Here is a 21,878-nt window from a genome sequence, read left to right as displayed (position 1 = left end):
GGGCCGCTTGTGTCGTCTTACTTCATCAACGGGATCGAGAACTCGGCGCCTTCCTTGACACCCGATGGCCAGCGCGCGGTGACCGTCTTGGTCTTGGTGTAGAAGCGGATCGAATCCGGACCATGCTGGTTGAGATCGCCGAAGCCGGACTTCTTCCAGCCACCGAAGGTGTAATAGGCAATCGGCACCGGGATCGGCACGTTGATGCCAACCATGCCGACATTGACCTTGGCGGCGAAATCGCGCGCAGCGTCACCATCGCGGGTGAAGATCGCAACGCCGTTGCCGTAGTCATGATCCGACGGCAGCGCGAGCGCTTCTTCGTAATCGTGGGCCCGGACCACGGAGAGCACGGGCCCGAAGATCTCTTCCTTGTAGATGCGCATGTCCTTGGTGACGTTGTCGAACAGACAACCACCCATATAGAAGCCGTTCTCGTAGCCCTGCATCTTGAAGCCACGGCCATCGACGGCGAGCGTGGCGCCTTCCTTGATGCCGATATCGACGTAGTTCTTGACGCGGTCGACGGCTTCCTTGGTCACCAGTGGACCGAAATCGGCCGACGGATCCACGGAGGTGCCGATCTTCAGGCTCTCGACGCGCGGGATGAGCTTTTCCATCAGACGATCAGCCGTGGTCTTGCCGACAGGCACGGCCACCGAAATCGCCATGCAGCGCTCGCCGGCCGAGCCGTAGCCGGCGCCGATCAGCGCATCCACGGTCTGGTCCATATCCGCATCGGGCATGATGATGGCGTGGTTCTTTGCGCCGCCGAAGCACTGGGCGCGCTTGCCGGTCGCAGCGGCGCGCTCATAGATGTACTGGGCAATCGGCGACGAGCCGACGAAACCCACCGCCTTGATGTCTTCGTCGTCGAGGATCGCATCGACGGCTTCCTTGTCGCCGTTGACGACGTTCAGCACGCCGGGCGGCAGGCCAGCTTCGATCATCAATGCGGCGAGCATCATCGGTACGCCGGGATCGCGCTCGGACGGCTTCAGGATGAAGGCGTTGCCGCAGGCGATTGCCGGGCCGAATTTCCACATGGGAATCATTGCCGGGAAGTTGAATGGCGTGATGCCCGCGACGACGCCGAGCGCCTGGCGCATCGAATAGATGTCGATGCCGGGACCGGCGCCTTCGGTGTATTCGCCCTTCATGAGGTGCGGAATGCCGCAGGCAAACTCGATCACTTCCAGACCGCGCTGGATGTCGCCCTTGGCGTCCGGCACGGTCTTGCCATGCTCACGCGCCAGGCAATCGGCCAGCTTGTCGTAGTCGCGGTTGGCGAGCTCGAGGAACTTCATCAGCACGCGAGCGCGGCGCTGCGGATTGGTGTTGCCCCAGGCAACCTGCGCCTCGGCGGCATTGAGCACCGCGGCGCGCATCTCGGCCTTGCTGGCCAGCGCAACCTTGGCCTGAACTTCGCCGGTCATCGGCTCGAAAACGTCGGCGAAACGCCCTGACTTGCCTTCGACCTCACGGCCGCCGATGAAATGTCCGATCGTGCGCATGCGTTTCCTCCTGGGAGCCAAATTTGGCCCGATGTTGATCAGGCTTTTTGGCGTTTGGAAAGGCCCTGTGCGCGCGGCGGATTTGCGAAATTGCAGGCTCGCTGCAGTTTCGCCCTGTCAGAATGTCACCGCCGCGACAATGTCGCAGGCGGCGCGCCAATTATCAGTTCTTGGCCGCAGATACGGCCTTGGTTACCGCCTTCTTCGCAGCCGGCTTTCTGGCCGCGCTCTTGGGAGCCACAGCCTTGGACGCTGCAGCCTTGGACGCTGCAGGGCTGGACGCAGCAGGCTTCGGCGCTGCAGCACGCCCGAGCACAGCCTCGCGGCCAGCGCTCAAAAGCTCTTCGGACAACTCGCCATTGCCGGCGGCGCGGGCGAGCACGATGGTGCCCATCATGGTGGCCAGCGCCGCCATCGCCTGTTTGCGCGCCGACTTGCTCGGTCCGCCATGAAACTGCTCGGACATCATCTCGATCATCTGATCGAGCTTGGCAGCAAACACCTTGCGCGTCTTGGGGCTCTCGCGTGCGAGCTCAGCGCCCAGCGCCGGGACGGCACAGCCATGACCTGGATTGTCGCGGTGCTGCGGCGACAGGTAGAAGTCCACAAACGTGGCCAGGCGCTGGTCCGGCGCCGCCTGCCCGGCCAGCTGACGCCAGCGATCGGTCGATCGGTCCATTGCATAGGCGAAGGCTTCAATCACCAGCGCCTCGCGCGAATCGAAATGCGCGTAGAACCCGCCATGGGTCAGACCCGCATCCTTCATGAGATCTGCGACGCCGATGCCATGCGCGCCCTTTTCGCGCAGACGCACGGAAGCCTTCTTCACGATCCGCGCGTGAGTTTCGAGCTTGTGTTCCTTCGAATAGCGCATCGGTGGTCCATTCAAGAGAAATAGATGATGTCAATCATATTACCCGCACCGCCTCGCGCGCGCAACGCGTGCTTGGCCGCAGCCCTTGACAACAACGCAGTTTGACGCGGAATTGATAGGACAAGACCGGCGATCCGCGCCGGCCCAAGGGAATGCCAAGGGACGAGACGATTTCATGCATATGCTCAATCCCCACTGCGGTGTCGAACGTGACCCGCGAGGTATTGTTCGGCTGACGATCTGCAATGCCGGTTCACTCAATATTCTCAATTCAGCCGCAATCAAGGGCGTTCGCGAAGGCATCGAGGTATTGGCCACGGAACGCACCATTCGCGCGCTTGTCATCGCTGGCCAGAGCGAAAAGAGCATGATCGGCGGCGCCGATATCAAGGAAATGGCGACGCTGGATCAGGCCTCCGCCGAGAAGTTCATTTCCGGCCTGCGCGATCTCTGCGAGGCTGCGCGCGCGTTTCCTGCGCCCGTGATTGCCCGCATCCCGGGCTGGTGCCTTGGCGGTGGCCTCGAATTTGCCGCCGCCTGCGATTTCCGTATCGCTTCGCACGATTCCAAATACGCCATGCCCGAGGTCAGGGTCGGTATCCCGTCGGTGATTCACGCCGCCCTGTTGCCGCGCCTGATCGGTTGGGGCCGAGCGCGCTGGCTGATCATGACTGCCGCCACCATCGATGCACCGACCGCGCTGAATTGGGGTCTGGTCGATGTGGTTGCGGCCGAAGGCGCGCTGGATGCCGAGGTGGAAAAGACAATCGAAGCCATACTCGAGTGTGGCCCCGAGGCCATGCGGTCGCAAAAAGCCCTGCTGAAACAGTGGGAAGAACTGCCGCTGAAGGAGTCAGTCAATCTCAGCGTCGGCGTGTTCGGCGAGGCCTATCTGACCGGCGAGCCACAACGACTGATGCAGGGTTTCATCAACCGCAAACGCTAACAGCTCGACCTCACGAGAATTTTGCGGGGACCGGCATTGCGTATCTCGCAGCGCATCATATGATGAGTGTCATCCAAATGACCCGCGCTTGCGCGAAGGAGCCCCCATCATGTCCGCAGCTACAGATCCGGTCGTCATCGTCTCGGCTACCCGCACCCCGCTCGGCCGCTTCCGGGGCGAGCTGTCGCCCTTCTCCGGCCACAAGCTCGGCAGCCACGTCATCGGTGCCGCCGTGGCACGCGCGAAACTGACGCCCGAGCGCATCGATGAAGTCTTCATGGGTTGCGTGCTTCCCGCAGGCCAGGGTCAGGCGCCCGCCCGCCAGGCCGCCCGAGGTGCCAAGCTTCCGGACGCTACCGGGGCCACGACGATCAACAAGGTCTGCGGCTCCGGCATGAAGGCGACCATGCTTGCCCACGACATCATCCGTGCCGGTTCGGCCGAGATCGTCGTCTCCGGCGGCATGGAGAGCATGACCAATGCGCCCTATTTGCTGCAAAAGGCACGCGGCGGTTACCGCGTCGGCCATGATCGCATCATCGATCACATGCTGATGGATGGGCTTGAGGATGCCTATGAGGTCGGTCGCTCGATGGGGGACTTCGGCGAAGCCACCGCTGAGGCCTATCAGTTCACGCGTGGAGATCAGGACGCCTATGCGATCGAAACCCTGACCCGCGCGCGCAAGGCCGTGGAGAGCGGCGCCTTCAAGGCAGAGATCACGCCACTGACCGTCGTCGAGAAGTCCGGACCGCGCGAGATCGCCAATGACGAACACCCACTGAAGGTCGATCCCGCCAAGATCCCGAACCTCAAACCAGCCTTTCGCAGCAACGGCACCATCACGCCCGCTGCGTCGTCCGCCAATGCCGATGGCGCTGCAGCCCTGGTGCTGGCCAAGCGTTCCCTCGTGGATCGTGAGGGCCTGCCCTCGCTGGCCGTGATCCATGGCCACGCCACGCACAGCCAGGAACCGCAATGGTTCACGACTGCGCCCATTCCGGCAATCCGCAAATTGCTCGACAAGGTCGGCTGGAGCGTCGGCGATGTCGATCTGTTCGAGATCAATGAAGCTTTCGCCGTGGTCCCTATGGCCGCGCAACGCGACCTCGGAATCGACAGGGACAGGCTCAACGTCAATGGCGGCGCCTGCGCGCTGGGCCATCCCATCGGCGCGACGGGCGCGCGGCTGATCGTGACACTGCTGCATGCACTGGAAGCCAGAGGCCTGAAACGGGGCGTCGCGGCACTGTGCATCGGCGGCGGCGAAGCCACCGCGATTGCCGTCGAACGCATCGTTCACTGAGCCGATTTTCCGCCTATGATCGTCGCGGCGATCGGCGCCGCGACGCCTTTTCTCATGGATTGCAGGACCCCCAATGATTTCCGGATGGCTCTCCACTGCCCTCGCCCGCCGCAACATCCATTACGGATGGGCGATGATCGCCGTAACCTTCGTGACGGCGCTGGTCAGCGCTGCCGCGGTTGGCGCGCCCGGCGTGTTCATCGTGCCGCTGCAGAAGGAGTTCGGCTGGAGCACCGCGGAGATTTCTTCGGCCATGTCGATCCGCTTCGTGCTGTTCGGCCTGATGGCGCCGTTCGCTGCAGCGCTGATGAACCGTTACGGTTTGCGCAACGTCACGCTCATCGCCTTGCTCGTCGTCGCCGCAAGCCTCGTGCTGTCGCTCGGGATGACGCAGGTCTGGCAGTTGATGGCGCTCTGGGGCGTCGCGGTCGGCATTGGCACCGGCATGACCGCGCTGGTGCTCGGCGCCACGGTTGCAGCACGCTGGTTTCACGCACGCCGCGGCCTCGTGGTCGGCATCCTCACCGCGAGCGCCGCAACGGGGCAACTGATCTTCCTGCCGATCCTCGCCAGCATCACCGAACACAGCAGCTGGCGCTGGGCACTGGCGCTGATGTGTCTGATGCTGGCCGTTGCCGCCCTCGGCGTACTGCTGGTGATGCGCGATCGTCCGAGCGACATAGGCCTCCGTCCTTTTGGCGACACCAGCACCGAACCACTGGCCGTTCCGCCACCGAACACCTCGCCGATCATGGCGGCAGCACTCGGCGCCCTGCGCGATGCCGCCCAGACCAAGGTATTCTGGATCCTGTTTGCAACCTTCTTCATCTGCGGCGCCAGCACCAACGGACTGGTCCAGGTTCACCTGATCCCGATGTGCCTCGACTTCGGCATTCCGCAGATTCAGGCAGCCGGACTGCTTGCGGCCATGGGCGTGTTCGATTTCGTCGGTACCATCGCGTCGGGCTGGCTGTCTGACCGGTATGACAATCGTTACCTGCTGTTCTGGTATTACGGCCTGCGCGGCCTGTCGCTGCTGGCGCTGCCATTTACCGACTTCTCGTTCTATGGCCTGTCGCTCTTCGCACTGTTCTATGGCCTCGACTGGATCGCCACCGTGCCGCCGACCGTGCGCCTCACCGCATCCAAGTTCGGTCCCGAACGCGCGGGCCTGGTGTTCGGCTGGATCTTCGCCGGCCATCAGTTAGGTGCAGCAACGGCGGCCTTCGGCGCCGGCCTGTCGCGCACGGTCCTGCTGAGCTATCTGCCGGCCTTCTTCGCGGCGGGTGCGCTGTGCATTATTGCGGCGCTGATCGTGCTGGCGATTTCAAAGGACAAGAAGGTCGCGACCGCCTGATCCCAGTGGGATTCAGGCCGCTCGCCTCTCATATCAGAACGGGAATACATCATGCGCCGCGTTGTAATTACGGGGATGGGAGCGGTGTCACCGCTCGGTTGCGGCGTCGAGATCAACTGGTCCCGGCTGCTCGCCGGACAATCCGGCCTTCGCCTGTTGCCGGAGACCATGACCGCTGATCTCGCCGCCAAGGTCGGCGGTCAGGTGCCTGACATCGCGAGCGATCCGGAAGGCGGTTTCGACCCTGACAAGGCGACCCCGCGCAAGGATCAGAAGAAGATGGATCGCTTTATCCTGTTTGCGCTCATGGCCGCCGATGAGGCCATCGCGCAGGCAGGCTGGCAGCCCACGGATGCGCGAGAACGCCAGCGCACGGCCACGATCATCGCCTCCGGTATCGGTGGCTTCCCGGCCATTGCCGACGCCGTCCGCACCACCGACACAAAGGGCATCCGCCGGCTGTCGCCGTTCACCGTGCCCTCGTTCCTGGTCAATCTCGCGGCCGGTCATATCTCGATCCGCTATGGCTACGAAGGGGCGCTCGGCGCACCCGTAACAGCCTGCGCCGCCGGTGTGCAGGCGATCGGCGACGCTGCACGTCTTATTCGCGCCGGCGAAGCGGATGTCGCCATCGCCGGAGGTGCGGAGGCCTGCATCGACCGCGTCAGCCTCGGGGGCTTCGCCGCCGCCCGCGCGCTCTCCACAGACTTCGTTGCCAATCCGGAACGCGCATCGCGCCCGTTCGATCGCGACCGCGACGGCTTTGTGATGGGCGAAGGTGCCGGGATCGTGGTGCTTGAAGAGCTCGATCACGCCCTGGCGCGTGGCGCAAAGCCGATCGCCGAACTCGTCGGCTACGGCACGACATCCGATGCGTTCCACATGACGGCCGGTCGCGAGGACGGCGACGGCGCCAGGCGCGCGATGGATATCGCTCTGGCACAGGCCAACGTGAGGCCTGCCGATGTCCAGCATCTGAACGCCCACGCCACATCGACACCGGTCGGCGATCATGGTGAGCTCGAAGCCATCAAGTCGATCTTCGGTACGACTGGCGGGATCGCCGTGAGTTCGACCAAATCCGCTACGGGCCACCTGCTCGGTGCAGCCGGAGGGCTTGAAGCGGTCTACGCGATCCTCGCGCTGCGTGACCAGATCGCGCCGGCCACGCTCAATCTCGAAAATCCCGACCCGTCTGCCGAAGGCATCGATCTGATCCGTGGCAGGGCACGCCCGATGGCCATCGAGCATGTGCTCTCGAATGGCTTCGGCTTCGGCGGCGTCAATGCCAGCGTGGTGCTGCGGCGAATATAGCCTACGGCCGCATAGCCAGCCGTGACGGCCCTGCGGTGCGGAGCGGCTCGGCAAGACGCGCAAACTCACACAGTAATGAACGCGTCTTCGTGGGATTAATGACCTCCTCGACCCAGAATTTCTCGGCCGAACGGAACGGGGAACGCAGCTTGTTGAGACGCTCCTCGATTTCCTGAAGCTTGAGCTTGGGATCCTCCGCTGCATCGATCTCGGCGCGATAGGCTGCCTCGATGCCGCCTTCCAGCGGCAGCGACCCCCAATAGGCTGACGGCCAAGCGTAACGCATCGAGAACCGGTTGGCCGGCTGATGCACCACGCCAGCGACGCCGAACGCATTGCGAATGATAATCGTGCACCACGGCACCGTGGTCTGATTGACCGCGGTCATGGCGCGAACACCGTGTCGGATGGTTGCCGCCTTCTCCGCGTCGAGCCCGATCATGAAGCCCGGACAGTCCATGAGATAGACGACCGGGAGGTGGAACGTTTCGGCGAGATCGACGAAGCGCACCACCTTCTGGCAGGCCTCCGCGGTCCACGAACCGCCATAGTGGAATGGATCGCTCGCGAGCAGCAGCACCGCACGACCTTCGAGACGCGCAAAACCGGTGATGATCGGCCGGCCGAAATTCGCCGCCATCTCGAAGAACGAGCCTTTGTCGACCACTGCATCGATGATCGGGCGCATCTTGTAGACCTGCCGGCGATTGCGCGGCACGGCATTCAGCAAAGATTCTTCTACACGTTCGGGATCATCGTTGCAGGCGATCGTGGGCGGCAGATCATAGACGGACGATGGCAGATAGGACAGGAAGCGCCGCGCGCAGGCGAAGGCCTCCTCTTCCGTCTCCACGGCATGATCGATGCCACCGGCGCGCGTCTGGATATCAGCGCCGCCGAGCTCCTTCTTCTCGAGCGACTGGCCGAGACGCGCGACAACCGGAGGCCCCGCGACGAACATCGCGGAATTCTTCGTCATCACCGAATAATGGCTGGCCGCGAGCCGCGCGGCGCCGAGGCCGGCGACTGAACCAAGGCCGAGGCCCACGACCGGCACCTGCGCCAGATTGGAGGTCGTGTACCAGTACCAGCGCGTGCCACCGACACCGCCCGGCAGATTGGCTGCGCCCCTGCTCTCGATGGTCTTGACCGAACCGCCGCCGCCGGAGCCTTCGATCACGCGAATGATCGGCAGCCGGAAGTCATGCGCCATTTCCTCGGCCATCAGCGGCTTGGCCGAGATCGAGGCGTCGGCCGAACCGCCGCGCACGGTGAAGTCATCGCCAACAACGACGACAGGCCGGCCGTCGATCTTGCCACGACCGAACACACAATTCGCCGGCGTCAGGTGCTTCAGCTCACCGGATGCATCATATTCACCGATGCCGGAGACGGCCCCGACTTCGTGAAAGCTCTTTGCATCGATCAGTCTGTCGATACGCTCACGAACCGTGAGCCGGCCCTGGTCATGCTGTCGCTTGACCTTGTCAGCGCCCCCCATCTCCCGCGCGAAGGCTTCGCGCCGGGCGAGGTCGTCGAGTTCCGGCTTCCAGTTCATTCATTCCCTCCGGGAGCATTTTTTTCTGAGCTGTTGGCGCGGGAGGCGCATCTGGAATGGGCGCACTGGTCAGGCCGCTATCTGCATTCTGAACCATCATGCTGATCGTGCTGCTGAGCTGGCGCAGGATCGGAGCGATCTCGTCCTGCAGGCGCTGCTCGTCATACATGGCGGCAAGCAGACCGATGGTGACGACCACATAGGTCTGATACTGCGGCGACCAGATCGGCGTCGCAATGCCGGTGATATGCGGCGACCAAAGTCCGCCAGCAAGAACGTAGCCGTTGTCACGCAGACATTCGCGATTCCCGGCAATCTTGCCGCGCAGGATCTTAGCGTCCTCAGGCATTTCGCGCGCGATATCGTTGATCAGGGCATTGCCGACGTCTTCGTCGAGCGCTGCGGTGTAGGCATGACCGGCTGCAGTGCGGCCCATGGCAATGCGGCTGCCGGTGGTCGAGTGCAGTCCGAGCGCATGATCGGCGCGGGCATATTCGAGATAGACCATGTGGAAACGATCGGGGATCGTGAAGCCGATCGTGCCAGGCACCTGCTCTGCCACTTCCTGCAGACGCAAGCGGATCAGGTTGCGCACCTGAAGTCCCCGCATCATCGACGCGCTCATGGCGACGGCGCTCGATCCGATGCGGTACTTCTGATCTGCAGGCAGATAAGCCAGCTGCCCCATGCGCGTCAGTGTATGCGTCAGGCGCGATACGGTAGAGCGCGGCAGGCCGCAGCGATTGGAAATTTCGAGGTTACCCAGCCGGGCATCATGGCCCTCGAAGCAGCGAAGAATATCAAAGGCGCGCGAGACCACCTGGATCACATCGCCGTCGCCTGCCAGATCGCTGGCGAGCATGCCTTGTTTGCTGAGCCGTTCCGAACGTCGTCCCATGATGCGTTTCCCTTAAGACGACGCATCTCGCGGGGAGCCAATCCGCTGGATTGCCCCGATGTGCGCCGCCGTCCCGTTCCACTCTGCGGAATTATATTCCACTTGCGGGCTACGCTACCTCAGGCAATCTGCGGCGACAACACCAAGCTGCTCGTTTCTTCTCATTCTTAGGAATTGTCCGGTCGCGTCGGCGCTACACCCATAGCGAGCAGCCGCCCGCGTGATCGCGGAGAACACCATGCCAGAGATCAAGATCCTCAGTGAAGTCGCCGGCCGCATCTGCTCGCTGCCGCTCGCAACCGGCGATTCCGTGAATGAAGGAGACGAGGTGGCATTTGTCGAAGCCATGAAGATGGAAATTCCGGTCGCCTCCCCTGCCGCAGGTAAAATCAAATCGATGGTCGTCGCGGTCGACGACGTGGTCGCGGAAGGACAGTTGCTCGGCACCGTCGAGACGTGAGCGGGCATGTAGTGACGGCCTGCCAGTGCGCTGCGACATTCTGTCTGAGATGGTGACTGCTCCCATCATCCAGCGAACTGCCTCAGAACATTGCCAGCGCCTGACGGCGATGACATGATCGTCGAACAATAAAAAGCAATTCGCAAAGCGAATGCATCTGGAGGGGAAAATGCTTCACCGGCTCATCGCGCTGGCGTCCGTTGCCGTGCTCAGTACGACCGGCGCTGTCTGCGCACAGGATATCAAGCTTCCACCGACCATGGCGGTGACCGCCTACGACACCGGCACTGCCGGCTTCAACATCGCGGTCGCCGTCGGCAAGATGATGAAGGACAAATATTCCACCGACGTGCGTGTGCTGCCTGCCGGCAATGATGTCGCACGGCTCGCGCCATTACGCGCCGGTCGCGCCGCTATCGCCTGGATGGGCTCGGGCATCTACTTCGCGCAGGAAGGCGTGTTCGAATTCGGCGTCAAGGAATGGGGCCCACAGCCAGCGCAGATCACGCTGTCGACCATCGACTGTAACGGCGCCTCGCTCGGCGTCGCTCGCGATATCGGCGTGAAGGAGATCAAGGATCTGCGCGGCAAACGCGTCGGCTTCGTCGTCGGCTCACCTGCCCTGAACCAGAACTCGCTTGCGATCATGGCGTTCGGCGGTCTCACAAAGGCAGACATCAAGCCGATCGAGTTCGCAAGCTACGGCGCAATGTGGAAAGGCATGGTGAACAACGATGTCGATGCGGCCTTTGCGACCACCATCACCGGTCCGGCCAAGGAAGTCGAGACATCGCCGCGCGGCATCATCTGGCCGCCCCTCCCCGCTGAAGACAAGGCCGGCTGGGAGCGCGTCAAGCGCGTGGCACCGTTCTTCAATCCGCATGTCGCGAGCTGCGGCGCGGGCATTACGACATCGGCGCCGGTCAACATGAGCACCTACCCCTATCCCGTCGCGACCGTCTACGGCTCGCAGGCGGAGGATCAGATCTACGCAATCACCAAGGCAATGATCGTCAATTTCGACGCCTACAAGGACAACGCACCAGGCGCTTTGGGCCTCGCTGCCAAAGCGCAAACGATGAAATGGGTCGTTCCGTTTCATCCCGGTGCCGTGAAAGCCCTCAAGGAAGCCGGCAACTGGACGCCGGAAGACCAGACCCATAACGACGGACTGCTGAAGCGACAGGACGTATTGAAAGCCGCGTGGGGCGAATACGCCAAGGCAAATGCATCAGCCGGCGAAAAGGAGTTTCTCGACGGCTGGATGAACGCCCGCGCGGCCGCACTGAAGAAGGCCGGCATGCCGAACGGCTTCGAATAACATCGCCATTTTCAGCCTTACCCGCGAACACTGATCGGGGCCATCATGTCAGTTTCGTCACCCGAACATGCGCGGCTCGCATCCGACATTCCCGTAAAAATGGAGATCGACGATCCCCACGGGGTCGCCGACCTCCAGGAATCCGAGGTTTCACGCGTCCGTGCGTTGCATGGCGTGTGGCGCTGGGCGCTGATACTGGCCACGCTCGCGACGATCCTGCTCTGTATCAATCAGCAGTTCTCGCTGCGCTTCTTTGTCGATGTCACGCAGCTCAATACCGAATATTTCTATCTGCTGATCGCGCTGATGCTGCCGTTCACGTTCCTGATCTTTCCGGGAACGTCGAAGGCCAATCTCGACCGTGTGCCGTGGTACGACGTCGTGTTGTTTGTCGCCACTTTCGCGGCGGCGATCTTTCTGATGATGAACATCCGCAAGGCCGCTCAGTTTGGCTGGGAATTCGACGGCGCACCTAAGCCCGTGATCGCCGCAGGCCTCGTGATGTGGTTCGTGCTGATGGAGGCGCTGCGCCGTACCGGTGGCTGGAGCCTGTTGCTCAGCGTCGCCCCCTTCACACTGTATCCGTTGTTTGCCGACGCCAAATGGCTCGGGCCATTTCGCGGCACCCAGTCGACGCTGGAGCAAACCACGGCCTATCACGTGCTGTCGGGCGAGAGCCTGCTCGGCATTCCGATCCAGGCCTTCGCCGACACAGTGATCGGCTTCCTGGTATTCGGCACCGCGCTGATGATGACCGGTGCCGGGAAGTTCTTCATCAATATTGCCTTCGCGATGTGCGGCACCTTCCGCGGCGGGGCTGCCAAAGTGTGTATTTTTGCATCCGGCCTGCTCGGCACCGTCGGCGGCAGTATCGTCTCCAACGTGCTGACCGCCGGAACAATGACGATCCCTGCCATGAAGAAAACCGGCTTCACGCCGTCCTATTCGGGAGCGATCGAAGCCTGCGCGTCCACCGGCGCCGTGCTGGCACCGCCGGTGCTGGGCGCGACGGCCTTCGTCATGGCGCAGTTCATGAACACGAGCTACGCCGACGTCGCCCTCGCCGCCACCATTCCGTCAGTTCTGTATTATTTTGGCCTGTTTGCGCAGGTCGACAGCTATGCCGCACGCCACAAACTTGAAGGCATCCCGCGCGAAGAACTGCCGCGCTTCATGGATGCGCTCAAGGAGGGTTGGTACTACCTGTTCGTCATCTTGATCCTCGTGGTGATGCTGCTCTATTTCAAGCGCGAGAGCCACGCGCCGTTCTATGCGACGGCCTTGCTGGTGATCCTGCATCAGTGGTCCGGCCCTGCACCGTGGAAAGCAGGTAATACCGCAGTCCTTGCCCTGTGCGTGGCACTGACCGGCGCTATGGTCTGGTTCGATGTCCCGAACGCCTATCTTTGGGGGATGTGCATCCTGGCTGCCCTGAACGAACTCTTCCCCGGCAAGAACTGGGGCGGCGCGCGCTGGATCCACTTCCTCGAGCTCAACGGCAAGACCTTTGTCGAGCTGATCGCCATCCTTGCCGGATGCGGTTTGCTGATCGGCGCCTTCTCGCTGACCGGCGTGATTTCCAGTCTCGCCAACGACCTCCTGAACATTGCAGGCGGCAACGTGTTCCTGCTGCTGATCATGTGCGCCTTCACCAGCCTGATCCTCGGTCTCGGCCTGACGACGACGTCCTGCTACATCTTCCTCGCCATTCTCGTTGCGCCAGCGCTGGAGAAGCTCGGTCTCAACAAGATGGCCGTGCACATGTTCATCTTCTATTGGGGCATGCTGTCGTCGATCACGCCACCGGTCGCCATCGCATCCTTTGCCGCCGCCGGCATTGCCGGCGCACCGGCAATGAAGACCGGCTGGGAGTCGATGTGGGTGGGCAGCATCATCTATTTCATCCCGTTCTTCTTCGTACTGAACCCGGCGCTGCTGCTACAGGGCGACAGCCCTTATCTCGAAGCCTTCGGCCTCACCGGCCTTGCCTGTCTCGGCATCGTCTTCATCTGTGGTGGCATCCAGGGCTATCAGGCCTATGTCGGCGATCTCAGGCGGGCTGGCGCGATGGAATGGCCGCTGCGCGTGTTGCTGGTGATTGGCGGCTTTATCTTGGCGACCCCCGGCGGCGGCATCAATCCGCTGTCGCAGTGGCAGATCATTGCCCTCGCCGCCTGCATTCTCGCACCCACGGTGCTGGTCGCTCTGGCGCTGATCAGGCGCGGCGATGCGCGGCTCGTGGCATCATGACCGCGAAAAGGCATTCAGGTCGATTGAAGACTGAAAGCTAGAAGAACTCTTCCGGGCAGGGATCGACGATCTTCCAGAGATCCATGCCGTTCTTGATCTTCTTCATTTCCGGCGTGAGACCGCCATTGCGCGCAAGCCAGTCTTTCACCGGCGGCGGATAATAGGCCATCAGATCCGAGGTGCCCTCGTAGCTGATCACCTTCATGCCGAAGGTGAAAGCCTTGTCGTAATAGGCCTGATGGAAGCCGAGACTGGCGCGCGGAGTCACGCAGACCTTGTTCATCGGCACGATGCCGAACACCAGCGTGCAGGCCGAATTGCAGATGCCATCGATGATCACCCGCTCCTTGCGATCGCGGATGCGCTCATACTTGGCCTTGTATTCCTCGACATAGCCGCCGTGGTCGCGGGTGATGCGCAAATCGGCCTTGGCCGGAGCCACGGACAGCACCAGCAGCGACATCAGGACGGGCAGCAGCGAAAGGCGCATCGCGCGATGAAACCGGTAATGGGATCCCCAAGCCGATACCCGATCCGGCATCAGCACACCGCCTGACTCTCGCCGGACAGTGCTAGCATTCCGTTAAGCATCGGCTTTGAGCGAAAAAAAGGCAGGGACTGGCCCTGCCTTCCCGCCCCCCTAGCCGTTCAGAAACATGCGATAGACCGGGTTGCTGGTCTCGTCCTCATAGGGATAGCCGAGCGAATCCAGTCGCTTAACCATCTTCGGGCGATCATCGACCGGAATCTGGAGCCCCACCAGGATGCGCCCATAGTCGGCGCCATGGTTACGGTAATGGAACAACGTGATGTTCCACGCCGGCTCGAGCTGGTCGAGGAATTTAAGCAATGCACCCGGCCGCTCCGGGAATTCAAACCGCAGGATGACCTCCCCCTGCAATTCGGGCGGAGCGCGGCCACCTACCATATACCGGATATGCAGCTTGGCGGTTTCGTCCGCGCTGATGTCCAGAACCTTGTAGCCGAGGTGCTGCAACTGCGCGATCAGACTCGCCTTTTCGAGCCGTGCGTCATTCAGCTTGAGGCCGACAAAAACATTCGCCTCTTTCTGACTGGCATAGCGATAGTTGAACTCGGTGATCGTGTGATTGCCGATGGTCTGGATGAAGCGGCGATAGCTGCCCGGCTGTTCCGGAATGGTGACGCCAAGCAGGATCTCGCGGGCCTCACCCACCTCCGCGCGTTCGGCAACATGGCGCAGACGATCGAAGTTCATGTTGGCGCCGCTGTTGATAGCGATCAGCGCACCGGTGCGCGTGGGATTGCTCGCGGCATAGCTCTTCAATCCTGCCAGCGCCAAAGCGCCGGCTGGCTCCGCAATCACGCGCATATCCTCGAAGATATCCTTGATGGCAGCGCACATCTCGTCGGTGTCGGCCGTGATCACATCATCGAGCAATTCACGGCAGAGACGGAATGTTTCGACCCCGGCCTGACGCACGGCCACACCGTCGGCGAACAGACCGACGCGATTGAGAACGACGCGCTCGCCAGCATCTATCGCGGCTTTCATCGATGCGGCATCCACTGGCTCGACACCAATGACCTTGGTCTCCGGACGCAGGAATTTGATGAAGGACGCAACGCCCGCCGCAAGCCCGCCGCCGCCGATCGGCACGAACACCGCCTCGATCGGATCGGGATGCTGCTGCAGGATTTCCATGCCGATGGTGCCCTGCCCCGCGATCACCTCGGGATCATCATAGGGATGCACGAAAGTCAGATTCTGCTCGGCCTCGAGCTTGCGCGCATACGCCGCTGCTTCGTCGAACGTGTCGCCGAACAGCACGGCATTGCCGCCATAATATCTGACTGCATCGATCTTGATTGGCGGCGTGGTCACCGGCATCACGATGGTTGCCTTGATGCCAAGTCGCTGTGCCGACAGCGCCACGCCTTGCGCGTGATTGCCTGCCGACGCGCAAATCACGCCGGCCGCGCGCTGCTCCGCGGACAGTCCCGCAATACGGTTGTACGCGCCGCGAATCTTGAACGAGAACACCGGCTGCAAATCCTCGCGCTTGAGCAGCACGGGGCTTCCCATGCGCGCGGTCAGCCGAACCATCGGGTCCAGCGGCGTCTGGACCGCAACGTCATAAACGCGGCTATCCAGGATTTTGCGAACGTAGTCAGTCACGTGAGGTCCTTGAACGTGTCGGCGCACCAGTTGAGCACAGAACCGCTTGCCGGCGGCTTGTCGGGGCAGATGGGCACCGAAATGACCGAGAAATCAAGCCCCGTTTGCGGCTAAAGACCTGTGAACGGCTGGGCACTATTTCTCATATGGGCGTTAACGATGGCGTACGGCTCTCGGCGTATATTGGCTTGCTGATCCAGACCATCAGAACCAGCGGCGCCCACACGATGCAACTATCGCCAATCGAACAGGCAGCAACATCAGGCTCTCGAAGCGATCACACGCGTCAGGTCTGGATTGATTTTGCACGCGGTATAGGCGTCATTCTCGTGGTCTATGGCCACGTGCTCGGCGGCTTGATACCGCCGCATCTGTTTCCTGACGGGTCGCTCGCGCAGTGGATGAACTATACGCTCTATACGTTCCACATGCCGTTATTCTTCTTTCTCGCGGGTCTGAACGTGCAGCACAGCCTCGCACGCGGCACCCGAGAGTTCCTCACCAGTAAGGCGTGGACGATCGCCTATCCCTATGTTCTGTGGTCGCTGATCCAGGGAGGCGTGATCATGCTAATATCGCGCAATGCCAATATTCCCATCACAGCCAGCGACCTCGCGGCGATCTGGTATCGGCCGATGGCGCAGTTCTGGTTTCTGTATGCCCTGATGATCTGCCATGTACTGGCGGTGCTCATTCCCAATCGCACCATCATGATTGTCGTCGCGCTCGCTGGCCTGATCGTGTTCATGCTGTTGCCGATCCGGCCGGATCTTGCGCTCACCATGCATCACCTGCCGTTCTATGTCGCAGGTCTCTACGCAACTCGCATCGTGATGGCGTGGCAGCCTCATGGGCGAACGGGCTGGACCATGTTGACTGTGATCGCTGCCGCTTTCGCTGCTGCGGTTGCCATTGGAGGACAGCTCTCCAGCTTCGATGCAAATGGCGCGGCTTCGCTTCCGGCATGTATTCTCGGCATCAGCAGCGTGGTGCTGCTTTGCAAGCTGCTCAACGAAACACGGCATCGCTGGCTTGCACTCGTCGGCGTCATGTCCATGACGATCTATGTGCTGCATATCATGGCGGGATCCGGAACGCGGATCATCATGCAGATGCTGCACGTGCCACCCATGCCATGGGTCTATCTCCTTGCGGGCACCGCTGCCGGCGTGATCTTGCCCATGGTCGCCCATGTCGTGCTGCAGCGGCTTAACCTGCTGGCACCACTCGGGCTCGCGCCGCTGCCTAAGCGCAGACCTGTACCCGCTCCGCTTGTCAGCCAGGCGGCCCGATCGGACTAGACTCTGCCGGTCCGGATTCCAGGCTGCGCCTGCTGCAGGGACATCGCGGCATCCTCGGCAGGCCTGACAGTCTGGTCGTGCGGACAGGCCATCGCGAAGATCATCCAGAACAGAGCGGATATCTCACCTGACGAGATACTGGTCAGGGGCAAGTGAATCAGGATACCGCCGAGCGACAGGGCGCCGAGCACCACGCCTTCTTTGGTCGGCATCCGCCATGCCGCAGACGTGCTCCAGACCCCGACCCAGATATAGGCGGCCAAACAGAGCAGTCCGACGGGAATGCCGAGCGTGAGCCAGCTCGCAATGATCTGGCCATCGACCGGCATGGTGCCTGCGACACCGATATCGGTGAAGCTGAAGCCCGATCCCACCACCATGCTGTCAGGCGTATTCCACAACGTCACGAATTCTTCGAGACGCTCGTTGCCGCTGCCATCCTCGGAGCCGCTGCCGAGCGACTGCAGCCGGTCAGTGATCACTTCGCCAAATGGCGTGAACAGGACCGCGGCCGTGGCTGCGCCGACGATGCCAAGTCCGGTTGCAAGAGCCCGCCGCCGCGTGGATTGAAACACCATGCAGAACATCACGGCCACCGCGAGCGCGATCCAGCCGGTCCGATACAGCGACAGCAACAGGCCCAGTGCCGCGGGCGCCAGGGCAATCAGAGACTGCCAGCCCGGTCTCAGGAAGCCCAACAACAGCAGTCCCGTTGCGGTGAAGGTCGCGTAAGTGGCGGGTCCGTTCATTGTGCTGAAGACGCGCACCATATAAGGCAGCGGATAGCCTGCCGACAGGATCGAGGCGTAGTTCATCCAGAACCGATCCCAACTCGGCGGATCGACATATTGCCAGATGCCATAGAGACCCGTGAGCGGCAGCACCACGAGAAAGATGCGCGCCATGGCATTGACGAGTTCGCCATCGGACTTCGCGCGCTGCTGCAGAGCGATGCCGTAAAGCACAGGTGCCGCCCACTTCAACGCACCTGTCGCCGCGCTCATCCAGTCATTCTGGAAAATCGACAGCATGGCACCGTAAGCGATGCAGGCCAGCACGATAGCCGGTGCGATCAGCCAGGGATCACGCAACTGCTCGCGGGATGAGAGCAACGTCCACAGGCTAGGTAACGGCGTCAGAATGAACAGCATAGGCCCGATCAGCATGATGCTGGCCGCATCGTAGCCCACCGACACATCGACCACGCGCCGCACGAATGGCGCGAAGGCAAACAGCAGGATGGCCGACTGGATATGAGCCGCGGTGCTGCGTTGCCAGGCCAGCCAGCCAGCAGCGGCGCAGCCAACGACGAAGAGCGGACGCGACAGGCCGCCCAGCGCGGGACCGACCACCAAGGTCACGATCAGAAGCAGCGCGGTCGGTAGCCACCCGGACAGGACGAAATCCACCGGACCGGATTTGAGTCGGCCTTGATTCATGACGGCAGACTATAGCGAGGAGCGCCCTGACGTTAGGCAAAACCGCTGCGCCCGGCATCGCGGGGCTAGCTTTTGCGACTTTCGCCGCTATGGTGCCGCCGTCGCACTCGTAGCTCAGCTGGATAGAGCATCGGATTTCGATTCCGAGGGTCGGGCGTTCGAATCGCTCCGAGTGCACCATTACAGATGCCCTTAAACGCCTGTGCTCATTCGGCTTTTCCGGGGATTAGGCGCTCGCTTCGCGCTCGATTGTCCGTAACCGCACGAATGCCGCCCAGGCTTGGGGAAACTCCGCACTCTTGGCATCGATGGCCATCAGGGCCCGGAGGGCCTCTCGAATTTCGTCCGGCGAAGGCCGCTGAGATGAGGTCCCCGCTTTGGACTTCGCCCAGAGATCTTCAACCGATTTTGCCAGCACCAACGCCTCGGCATTTGTGCGTTTCTGCACAGGCTTCGCCAGCACGTGGTTCGGCGGAAAGACTGGCCAGGCGGTCGGCGGCTTGTCGGAACGCCAGTCGGATTCAAGACTGGGCGTGGTTTTGAATGTCTGGTTTCCCGATTGCTGCCCGCCCGAGCCGGGTTGGCCTGCCAGACGGCCGAGTTGCTGCTCGGTCGTCCCGGCCGGTCCACTGCCCGCAGGTGATAGTTGCGACGCCATGTCCGTGAGCACTGACGGATCGGCTGTCGGCAGCGTCTTTTGAACCAGCTTGATCGCCTGGAGCGCCCCCGGTGATATTCCGATCTTCTGTTGAGCCAGCTTCTCTTCTTCTTCAGAGACCGGACAGGCCTTGTACGCATCGTGCCGTTGCGCGATCTCTCCGTCATCGTCGATACGCGCAAAGTCGATGGCAACCGCGTAGACGAAGGCACGATGCCCGCGGTAACTCCCCGATCTGTCCTTGGCGTTCACGGTGCCGCAAACATACTTCCCGGCAACGACCTGGACCGACCGCAAGCCATCGAATTGCGCAGATGACGGATTCAGCAAGAGTCGCGTAACCGCAGCACGCGCCTTCGAATGATTGGTCGTCAGGACGGCATCCAGCGCGTAGTCAGGCCGAATGAAGGACGGCTGATAATAGAACGCGGATGCGGCCGCAAAAAACGCTACGCCCACGCCGGCAGATATGAGAGCAGCTGGCGTGTTCATGCAGTACGGCGCTCCGCCCAAGCTGTTCAACAGCCATGAATACCACTTTACATTGCACCTGCCTGTGACCATTCCGTTAACGCGCATCCCCACAAACCGCCGCGTCTGGAACCCGTCGTTACGGTTGCGCCACTGAGCCAAATGAGGCTGTGGGGCGCGGCGTCCTTTCAAACCAGCATCTCGGTGGCTTGCCGAACGGCAAAGGCCGCCGTCAGCGGTATTTACCAGCCGTTACCACCTCCAATTTACAATTCCGGCGCCAAGGAAGCGCGTCGATGATCCCTGAAAAACCAAATGCTGGCCGCGTCGCGTTCGAGCGCGGTTTCCCTGTCTGGCTCATGGCCATCGACGGCACATGGCGCCGCAGCTGCCGCATCATGGACGTGTCCGAAACGGGCGCGCGCCTGATCGTCGAGAGCTCGATCGAGGGCATCAATCTCAAGGAGTTCTTCCTGCTGCTATCGTCCACCGGACTGGCGTTCCGGCGCTGCGAGCTGGCCTGGGTCAATGGCGAGGAGATCGGCGCGACATTCCTGCGACAGGGCGCCAAGAAGAAAGCCGTCCGGCCGGCTGACACCGAATCCTGACCTCCCTGCGACAATTTCTGGAACTTGGCAGCTGACGCCGCTGCCCGGATCTGCCCAACTTTGCGGCAGGAACATCCGCGCGCGTCAATTCTTGTCCCGTCAACAGTTGGGTGCGTTTGTCCGTTTGAACCCGGGAGCCACCGTGAAGAATTTTTCTCATGCCGCATTTCCGCCCGACACGATCTCAGTGATGCAACAGGCGCTCGACGGGGCTGTGTCCACGCTGCCGCATCCCGTCAACTCGTCCCATGTTCAATGCATCGCCGAAAGTATTCTGCGGACGACGCGCGAGGGCGAACGCGATCCCACGATGCTCCAGACCATGGCGCTGCTGGAACTGCAGATTACCCAGCGGGACTGACGGCCGATTTATCATCACGACTTCGTGGACGACGAAAGTCGGGCTTGCTGCAGTGCAACCGGATGCCATATTCCGCGTTATCGCCTCACAACGGAGGTTGCCGCATGCCCTACGCGCTGTTTTCAAACTCGGTCAAAGTCAGCAAGGCCTTCCCCAATAAATCGGATGTCTGGCGGCATGCCGTCGAGAGAGGCTTGGTGATAGAGGTCGGCCTGGGCGAGGAAGATCCGCCACGTCGTCTTCTCGATATCGGCTATGCGATCCACGCATGTGCCGCCGATACAGTCGAAAAATCGGACGCCAAGGGCATGAGCGAGCACGACATCAGTCGGATGATTGCCGCTTGTCAGCTCAATCAGCGGTCCGCAGCCGCCGCATCGTAAATTCGATGTCGCCGTCTGGCAGCTCGCGCCAGCGCTCGACTTCGCTCATATAGGCTTGCTTCGGGAACCGATCCAGAAACGCCCGCGCCGTCTTGCGGGCGTTTTCGCGTGGCTGTGTGAAGCTCTCGCGCACATAGCCGTCATCGATGGCACGCCGCTGCTGGCGCGCTGCCATTCTCTCCGCCAGATCGCGCGGTGTTCCCGGCATTGCTGCTACTCCGGACACAAGCAACGTCTGCTAGATTGTCACGGATAGCCTGCAGATCAAGCACCATATTCTTGGCCTGCCGAGCTTCGAGGCCAGAAGAAAGGGCGCACCGATCACTCGGCGCGCCCTTTCCCTGTTCTCGCTGAACCAGGCGCCGAGGGCGCCCTTGCGAAGCTCAAAGAGTGAGCCTAGCGGGCGGCCTCAGCGAGGTGACAGCGCTTGGAATTAGACACTGGACCACCTCCTTTCATTGTTCGTGACACCTTGAGTATAGGAAAGATTCGCGCCGTGTTAAGGGGCGCGATCCAGACGAGCCATGCAATCTCGCACAGGCCGCGCGAGCCAGCCGCCGTTGTGAAGGCCTCGCCGTGCATGCATCATCTTTCTCTGCTATTGCCGCGCGCATCACCTGAGCGAGCCGCGGACAGCGGTAAAATCAATCGAGGACGGAAGCGACCATTGGGCTTGTCCCACTTCGTCCATTAGGCCCTTT

At 61.9% G+C, this 21,878-nt stretch carries 20 protein-coding genes and 1 tRNA gene; 12 read left to right on the top strand and 9 right to left on the bottom strand.

Going from position 1 to position 21,878, the window contains the following annotated elements; translation table 11 throughout:
* Nucleotides 1-17: 17 nt before the first annotated feature.
* Both AB8A27_RS08550 and AB8A27_RS08545 read right to left on the bottom strand, forming a co-directional pair.
* Nucleotides 18-1,514, bottom strand: coding sequence for a CoA-acylating methylmalonate-semialdehyde dehydrogenase (locus tag AB8A27_RS08550; protein ID WP_115033219.1), 1,497 nt, complete (start codon nucleotides 1,512-1,514; stop codon nucleotides 18-20).
* A 163-nt stretch (nucleotides 1,515-1,677) separates the two neighbouring features.
* On the bottom strand, nucleotides 1,678-2,388 hold the full coding sequence (locus AB8A27_RS08545) for a TetR/AcrR family transcriptional regulator (protein ID WP_441241542.1): 711 nt from the start codon (nucleotides 2,386-2,388) through the stop codon (nucleotides 1,678-1,680).
* 175 nt (nucleotides 2,389-2,563) lie between these two features.
* Here AB8A27_RS08545 and AB8A27_RS08540 point away from each other — a divergent pair, with 175 nt between their 5' ends.
* The 4 genes from AB8A27_RS08540 to fabF all read left to right on the top strand — a co-directional run bounded on the left by AB8A27_RS08540 (nucleotide 2,564) and on the right by fabF (nucleotide 7,311).
* On the top strand, nucleotides 2,564-3,334 hold the full coding sequence (locus AB8A27_RS08540; protein WP_068730701.1) for an enoyl-CoA hydratase: 771 nt from the start codon (nucleotides 2,564-2,566) through the stop codon (nucleotides 3,332-3,334).
* A gap of 109 nt (nucleotides 3,335-3,443) precedes the next feature.
* Complete coding sequence (locus tag AB8A27_RS08535) at nucleotides 3,444-4,640, top strand: acetyl-CoA C-acyltransferase (protein ID WP_441241541.1); 1,197 nt, start codon at nucleotides 3,444-3,446, stop codon at nucleotides 4,638-4,640.
* A 73-nt stretch (nucleotides 4,641-4,713) separates the two neighbouring features.
* Nucleotides 4,714-5,997, top strand: a complete 1,284-nt coding sequence (locus AB8A27_RS08530) for an MFS transporter (RefSeq protein ID WP_441241540.1) — start codon at nucleotides 4,714-4,716, stop codon at nucleotides 5,995-5,997.
* Between the two features lie 51 nt (nucleotides 5,998-6,048).
* Nucleotides 6,049-7,311 (top strand): beta-ketoacyl-ACP synthase II, encoded by a 1,263-nt coding sequence (fabF, locus tag AB8A27_RS08525; RefSeq protein WP_441241539.1) that lies wholly within the window; start codon nucleotides 6,049-6,051, stop codon nucleotides 7,309-7,311.
* A gap of 1 nt (nucleotide 7,312) precedes the next feature.
* Here fabF and AB8A27_RS08520 read toward each other — a convergent pair whose 3' ends face one another.
* Nucleotides 7,313-8,869 (bottom strand): acyl-CoA carboxylase subunit beta, encoded by a 1,557-nt coding sequence (locus AB8A27_RS08520; RefSeq protein WP_441241538.1) that lies wholly within the window; start codon nucleotides 8,867-8,869, stop codon nucleotides 7,313-7,315.
* On the bottom strand, nucleotides 8,799-9,767 hold the full coding sequence (locus AB8A27_RS08515) for an IclR family transcriptional regulator (RefSeq protein WP_441241537.1): 969 nt from the start codon (nucleotides 9,765-9,767) through the stop codon (nucleotides 8,799-8,801). Before AB8A27_RS08515 ends, AB8A27_RS08520 begins: the two co-directional genes overlap by 71 nt.
* A gap of 238 nt (nucleotides 9,768-10,005) precedes the next feature.
* Here AB8A27_RS08515 and AB8A27_RS08510 point away from each other — a divergent pair, with 238 nt between their 5' ends.
* From AB8A27_RS08510 to AB8A27_RS08500, 3 genes are all read left to right on the top strand, one after another.
* Entirely contained in the window at nucleotides 10,006-10,227 is a 222-nt protein-coding gene (locus AB8A27_RS08510; RefSeq protein WP_439093414.1) for an acetyl-CoA carboxylase biotin carboxyl carrier protein subunit, read from the top strand.
* A 169-nt stretch (nucleotides 10,228-10,396) separates the two neighbouring features.
* Nucleotides 10,397-11,548, top strand: coding sequence for a TAXI family TRAP transporter solute-binding subunit (locus tag AB8A27_RS08505; RefSeq protein ID WP_441241536.1), 1,152 nt, complete (start codon nucleotides 10,397-10,399; stop codon nucleotides 11,546-11,548).
* A gap of 45 nt (nucleotides 11,549-11,593) precedes the next feature.
* Nucleotides 11,594-13,798: a TRAP transporter permease gene (locus AB8A27_RS08500; protein ID WP_441241535.1), complete on the top strand. Its 2,205-nt coding sequence runs from the start codon at nucleotides 11,594-11,596 to the stop codon at nucleotides 13,796-13,798.
* A gap of 37 nt (nucleotides 13,799-13,835) precedes the next feature.
* On the opposite strand, the gene AB8A27_RS08495 is transcribed toward AB8A27_RS08500, so the two are convergent.
* Nucleotides 13,836-14,288, bottom strand: a complete 453-nt coding sequence (locus AB8A27_RS08495; protein ID WP_089267265.1) for a hypothetical protein — start codon at nucleotides 14,286-14,288, stop codon at nucleotides 13,836-13,838.
* A gap of 150 nt (nucleotides 14,289-14,438) precedes the next feature.
* Nucleotides 14,439-15,956: a threonine ammonia-lyase, biosynthetic gene (gene ilvA, locus AB8A27_RS08490; RefSeq protein ID WP_441241534.1), complete on the bottom strand. Its 1,518-nt coding sequence runs from the start codon at nucleotides 15,954-15,956 to the stop codon at nucleotides 14,439-14,441.
* A gap of 227 nt (nucleotides 15,957-16,183) precedes the next feature.
* Here ilvA and AB8A27_RS08485 point away from each other — a divergent pair, with 227 nt between their 5' ends.
* Nucleotides 16,184-17,257, top strand: coding sequence for an acyltransferase family protein (locus AB8A27_RS08485; protein ID WP_441241533.1), 1,074 nt, complete (start codon nucleotides 16,184-16,186; stop codon nucleotides 17,255-17,257).
* Here the strand turns inward: AB8A27_RS08485 and AB8A27_RS08480 are convergent.
* On the bottom strand, nucleotides 17,254-18,696 hold the full coding sequence (locus AB8A27_RS08480; protein WP_441241532.1) for an O-antigen ligase domain-containing protein: 1,443 nt from the start codon (nucleotides 18,694-18,696) through the stop codon (nucleotides 17,254-17,256). The genes AB8A27_RS08485 and AB8A27_RS08480 overlap by 4 nt on opposite strands.
* Nucleotides 18,697-18,799: 103 nt before the next feature.
* Here AB8A27_RS08480 and AB8A27_RS08475 point away from each other — a divergent pair.
* Nucleotides 18,800-18,876: transfer RNA gene (locus tag AB8A27_RS08475), tRNA-Arg, on the top strand.
* Nucleotides 18,877-18,922: 46 nt separating this feature from the next.
* Here AB8A27_RS08475 and AB8A27_RS08470 read toward each other — a convergent pair.
* Entirely contained in the window at nucleotides 18,923-19,918 is a 996-nt protein-coding gene (locus AB8A27_RS08470) for a hypothetical protein (protein WP_441241531.1), read from the bottom strand.
* A 203-nt stretch (nucleotides 19,919-20,121) separates the two neighbouring features.
* Between AB8A27_RS08470 and AB8A27_RS08465 the strand changes: the two genes are divergently transcribed.
* The 3 genes from AB8A27_RS08465 to AB8A27_RS08455 all read left to right on the top strand — a co-directional run bounded on the left by AB8A27_RS08465 (nucleotide 20,122) and on the right by AB8A27_RS08455 (nucleotide 21,177).
* Nucleotides 20,122-20,433, top strand: a complete 312-nt coding sequence (locus tag AB8A27_RS08465; protein ID WP_092151936.1) for a pilus assembly protein PilZ — start codon at nucleotides 20,122-20,124, stop codon at nucleotides 20,431-20,433.
* A 142-nt stretch (nucleotides 20,434-20,575) separates the two neighbouring features.
* Nucleotides 20,576-20,794, top strand: a complete 219-nt coding sequence (locus AB8A27_RS08460) for a hypothetical protein (RefSeq protein WP_441241530.1) — start codon at nucleotides 20,576-20,578, stop codon at nucleotides 20,792-20,794.
* 104 nt (nucleotides 20,795-20,898) lie between these two features.
* A complete protein-coding gene (locus tag AB8A27_RS08455; RefSeq protein ID WP_441241529.1) occupies nucleotides 20,899-21,177 on the top strand; it encodes a hypothetical protein in 279 nt (92 codons plus the stop codon).
* On the opposite strand, the gene AB8A27_RS08450 is transcribed toward AB8A27_RS08455, so the two are convergent.
* Nucleotides 21,146-21,385, bottom strand: coding sequence for a hypothetical protein (locus AB8A27_RS08450; RefSeq protein WP_093758827.1), 240 nt, complete (start codon nucleotides 21,383-21,385; stop codon nucleotides 21,146-21,148). The two genes, AB8A27_RS08455 and AB8A27_RS08450, sit on opposite strands and share 32 nt — an antisense overlap.
* Nucleotides 21,386-21,878 lie beyond the last annotated feature (493 nt).

The organism is Tardiphaga sp. 768_D3_N2_1 (genome assembly GCF_052076105.1).
GTDB lineage: Bacteria > Pseudomonadota > Alphaproteobacteria > Rhizobiales > Xanthobacteraceae > Tardiphaga.
The sequence above is the reverse complement of the archived record's forward strand: the minus strand, read 5'-3'. Positions and strand labels throughout refer to the sequence as shown.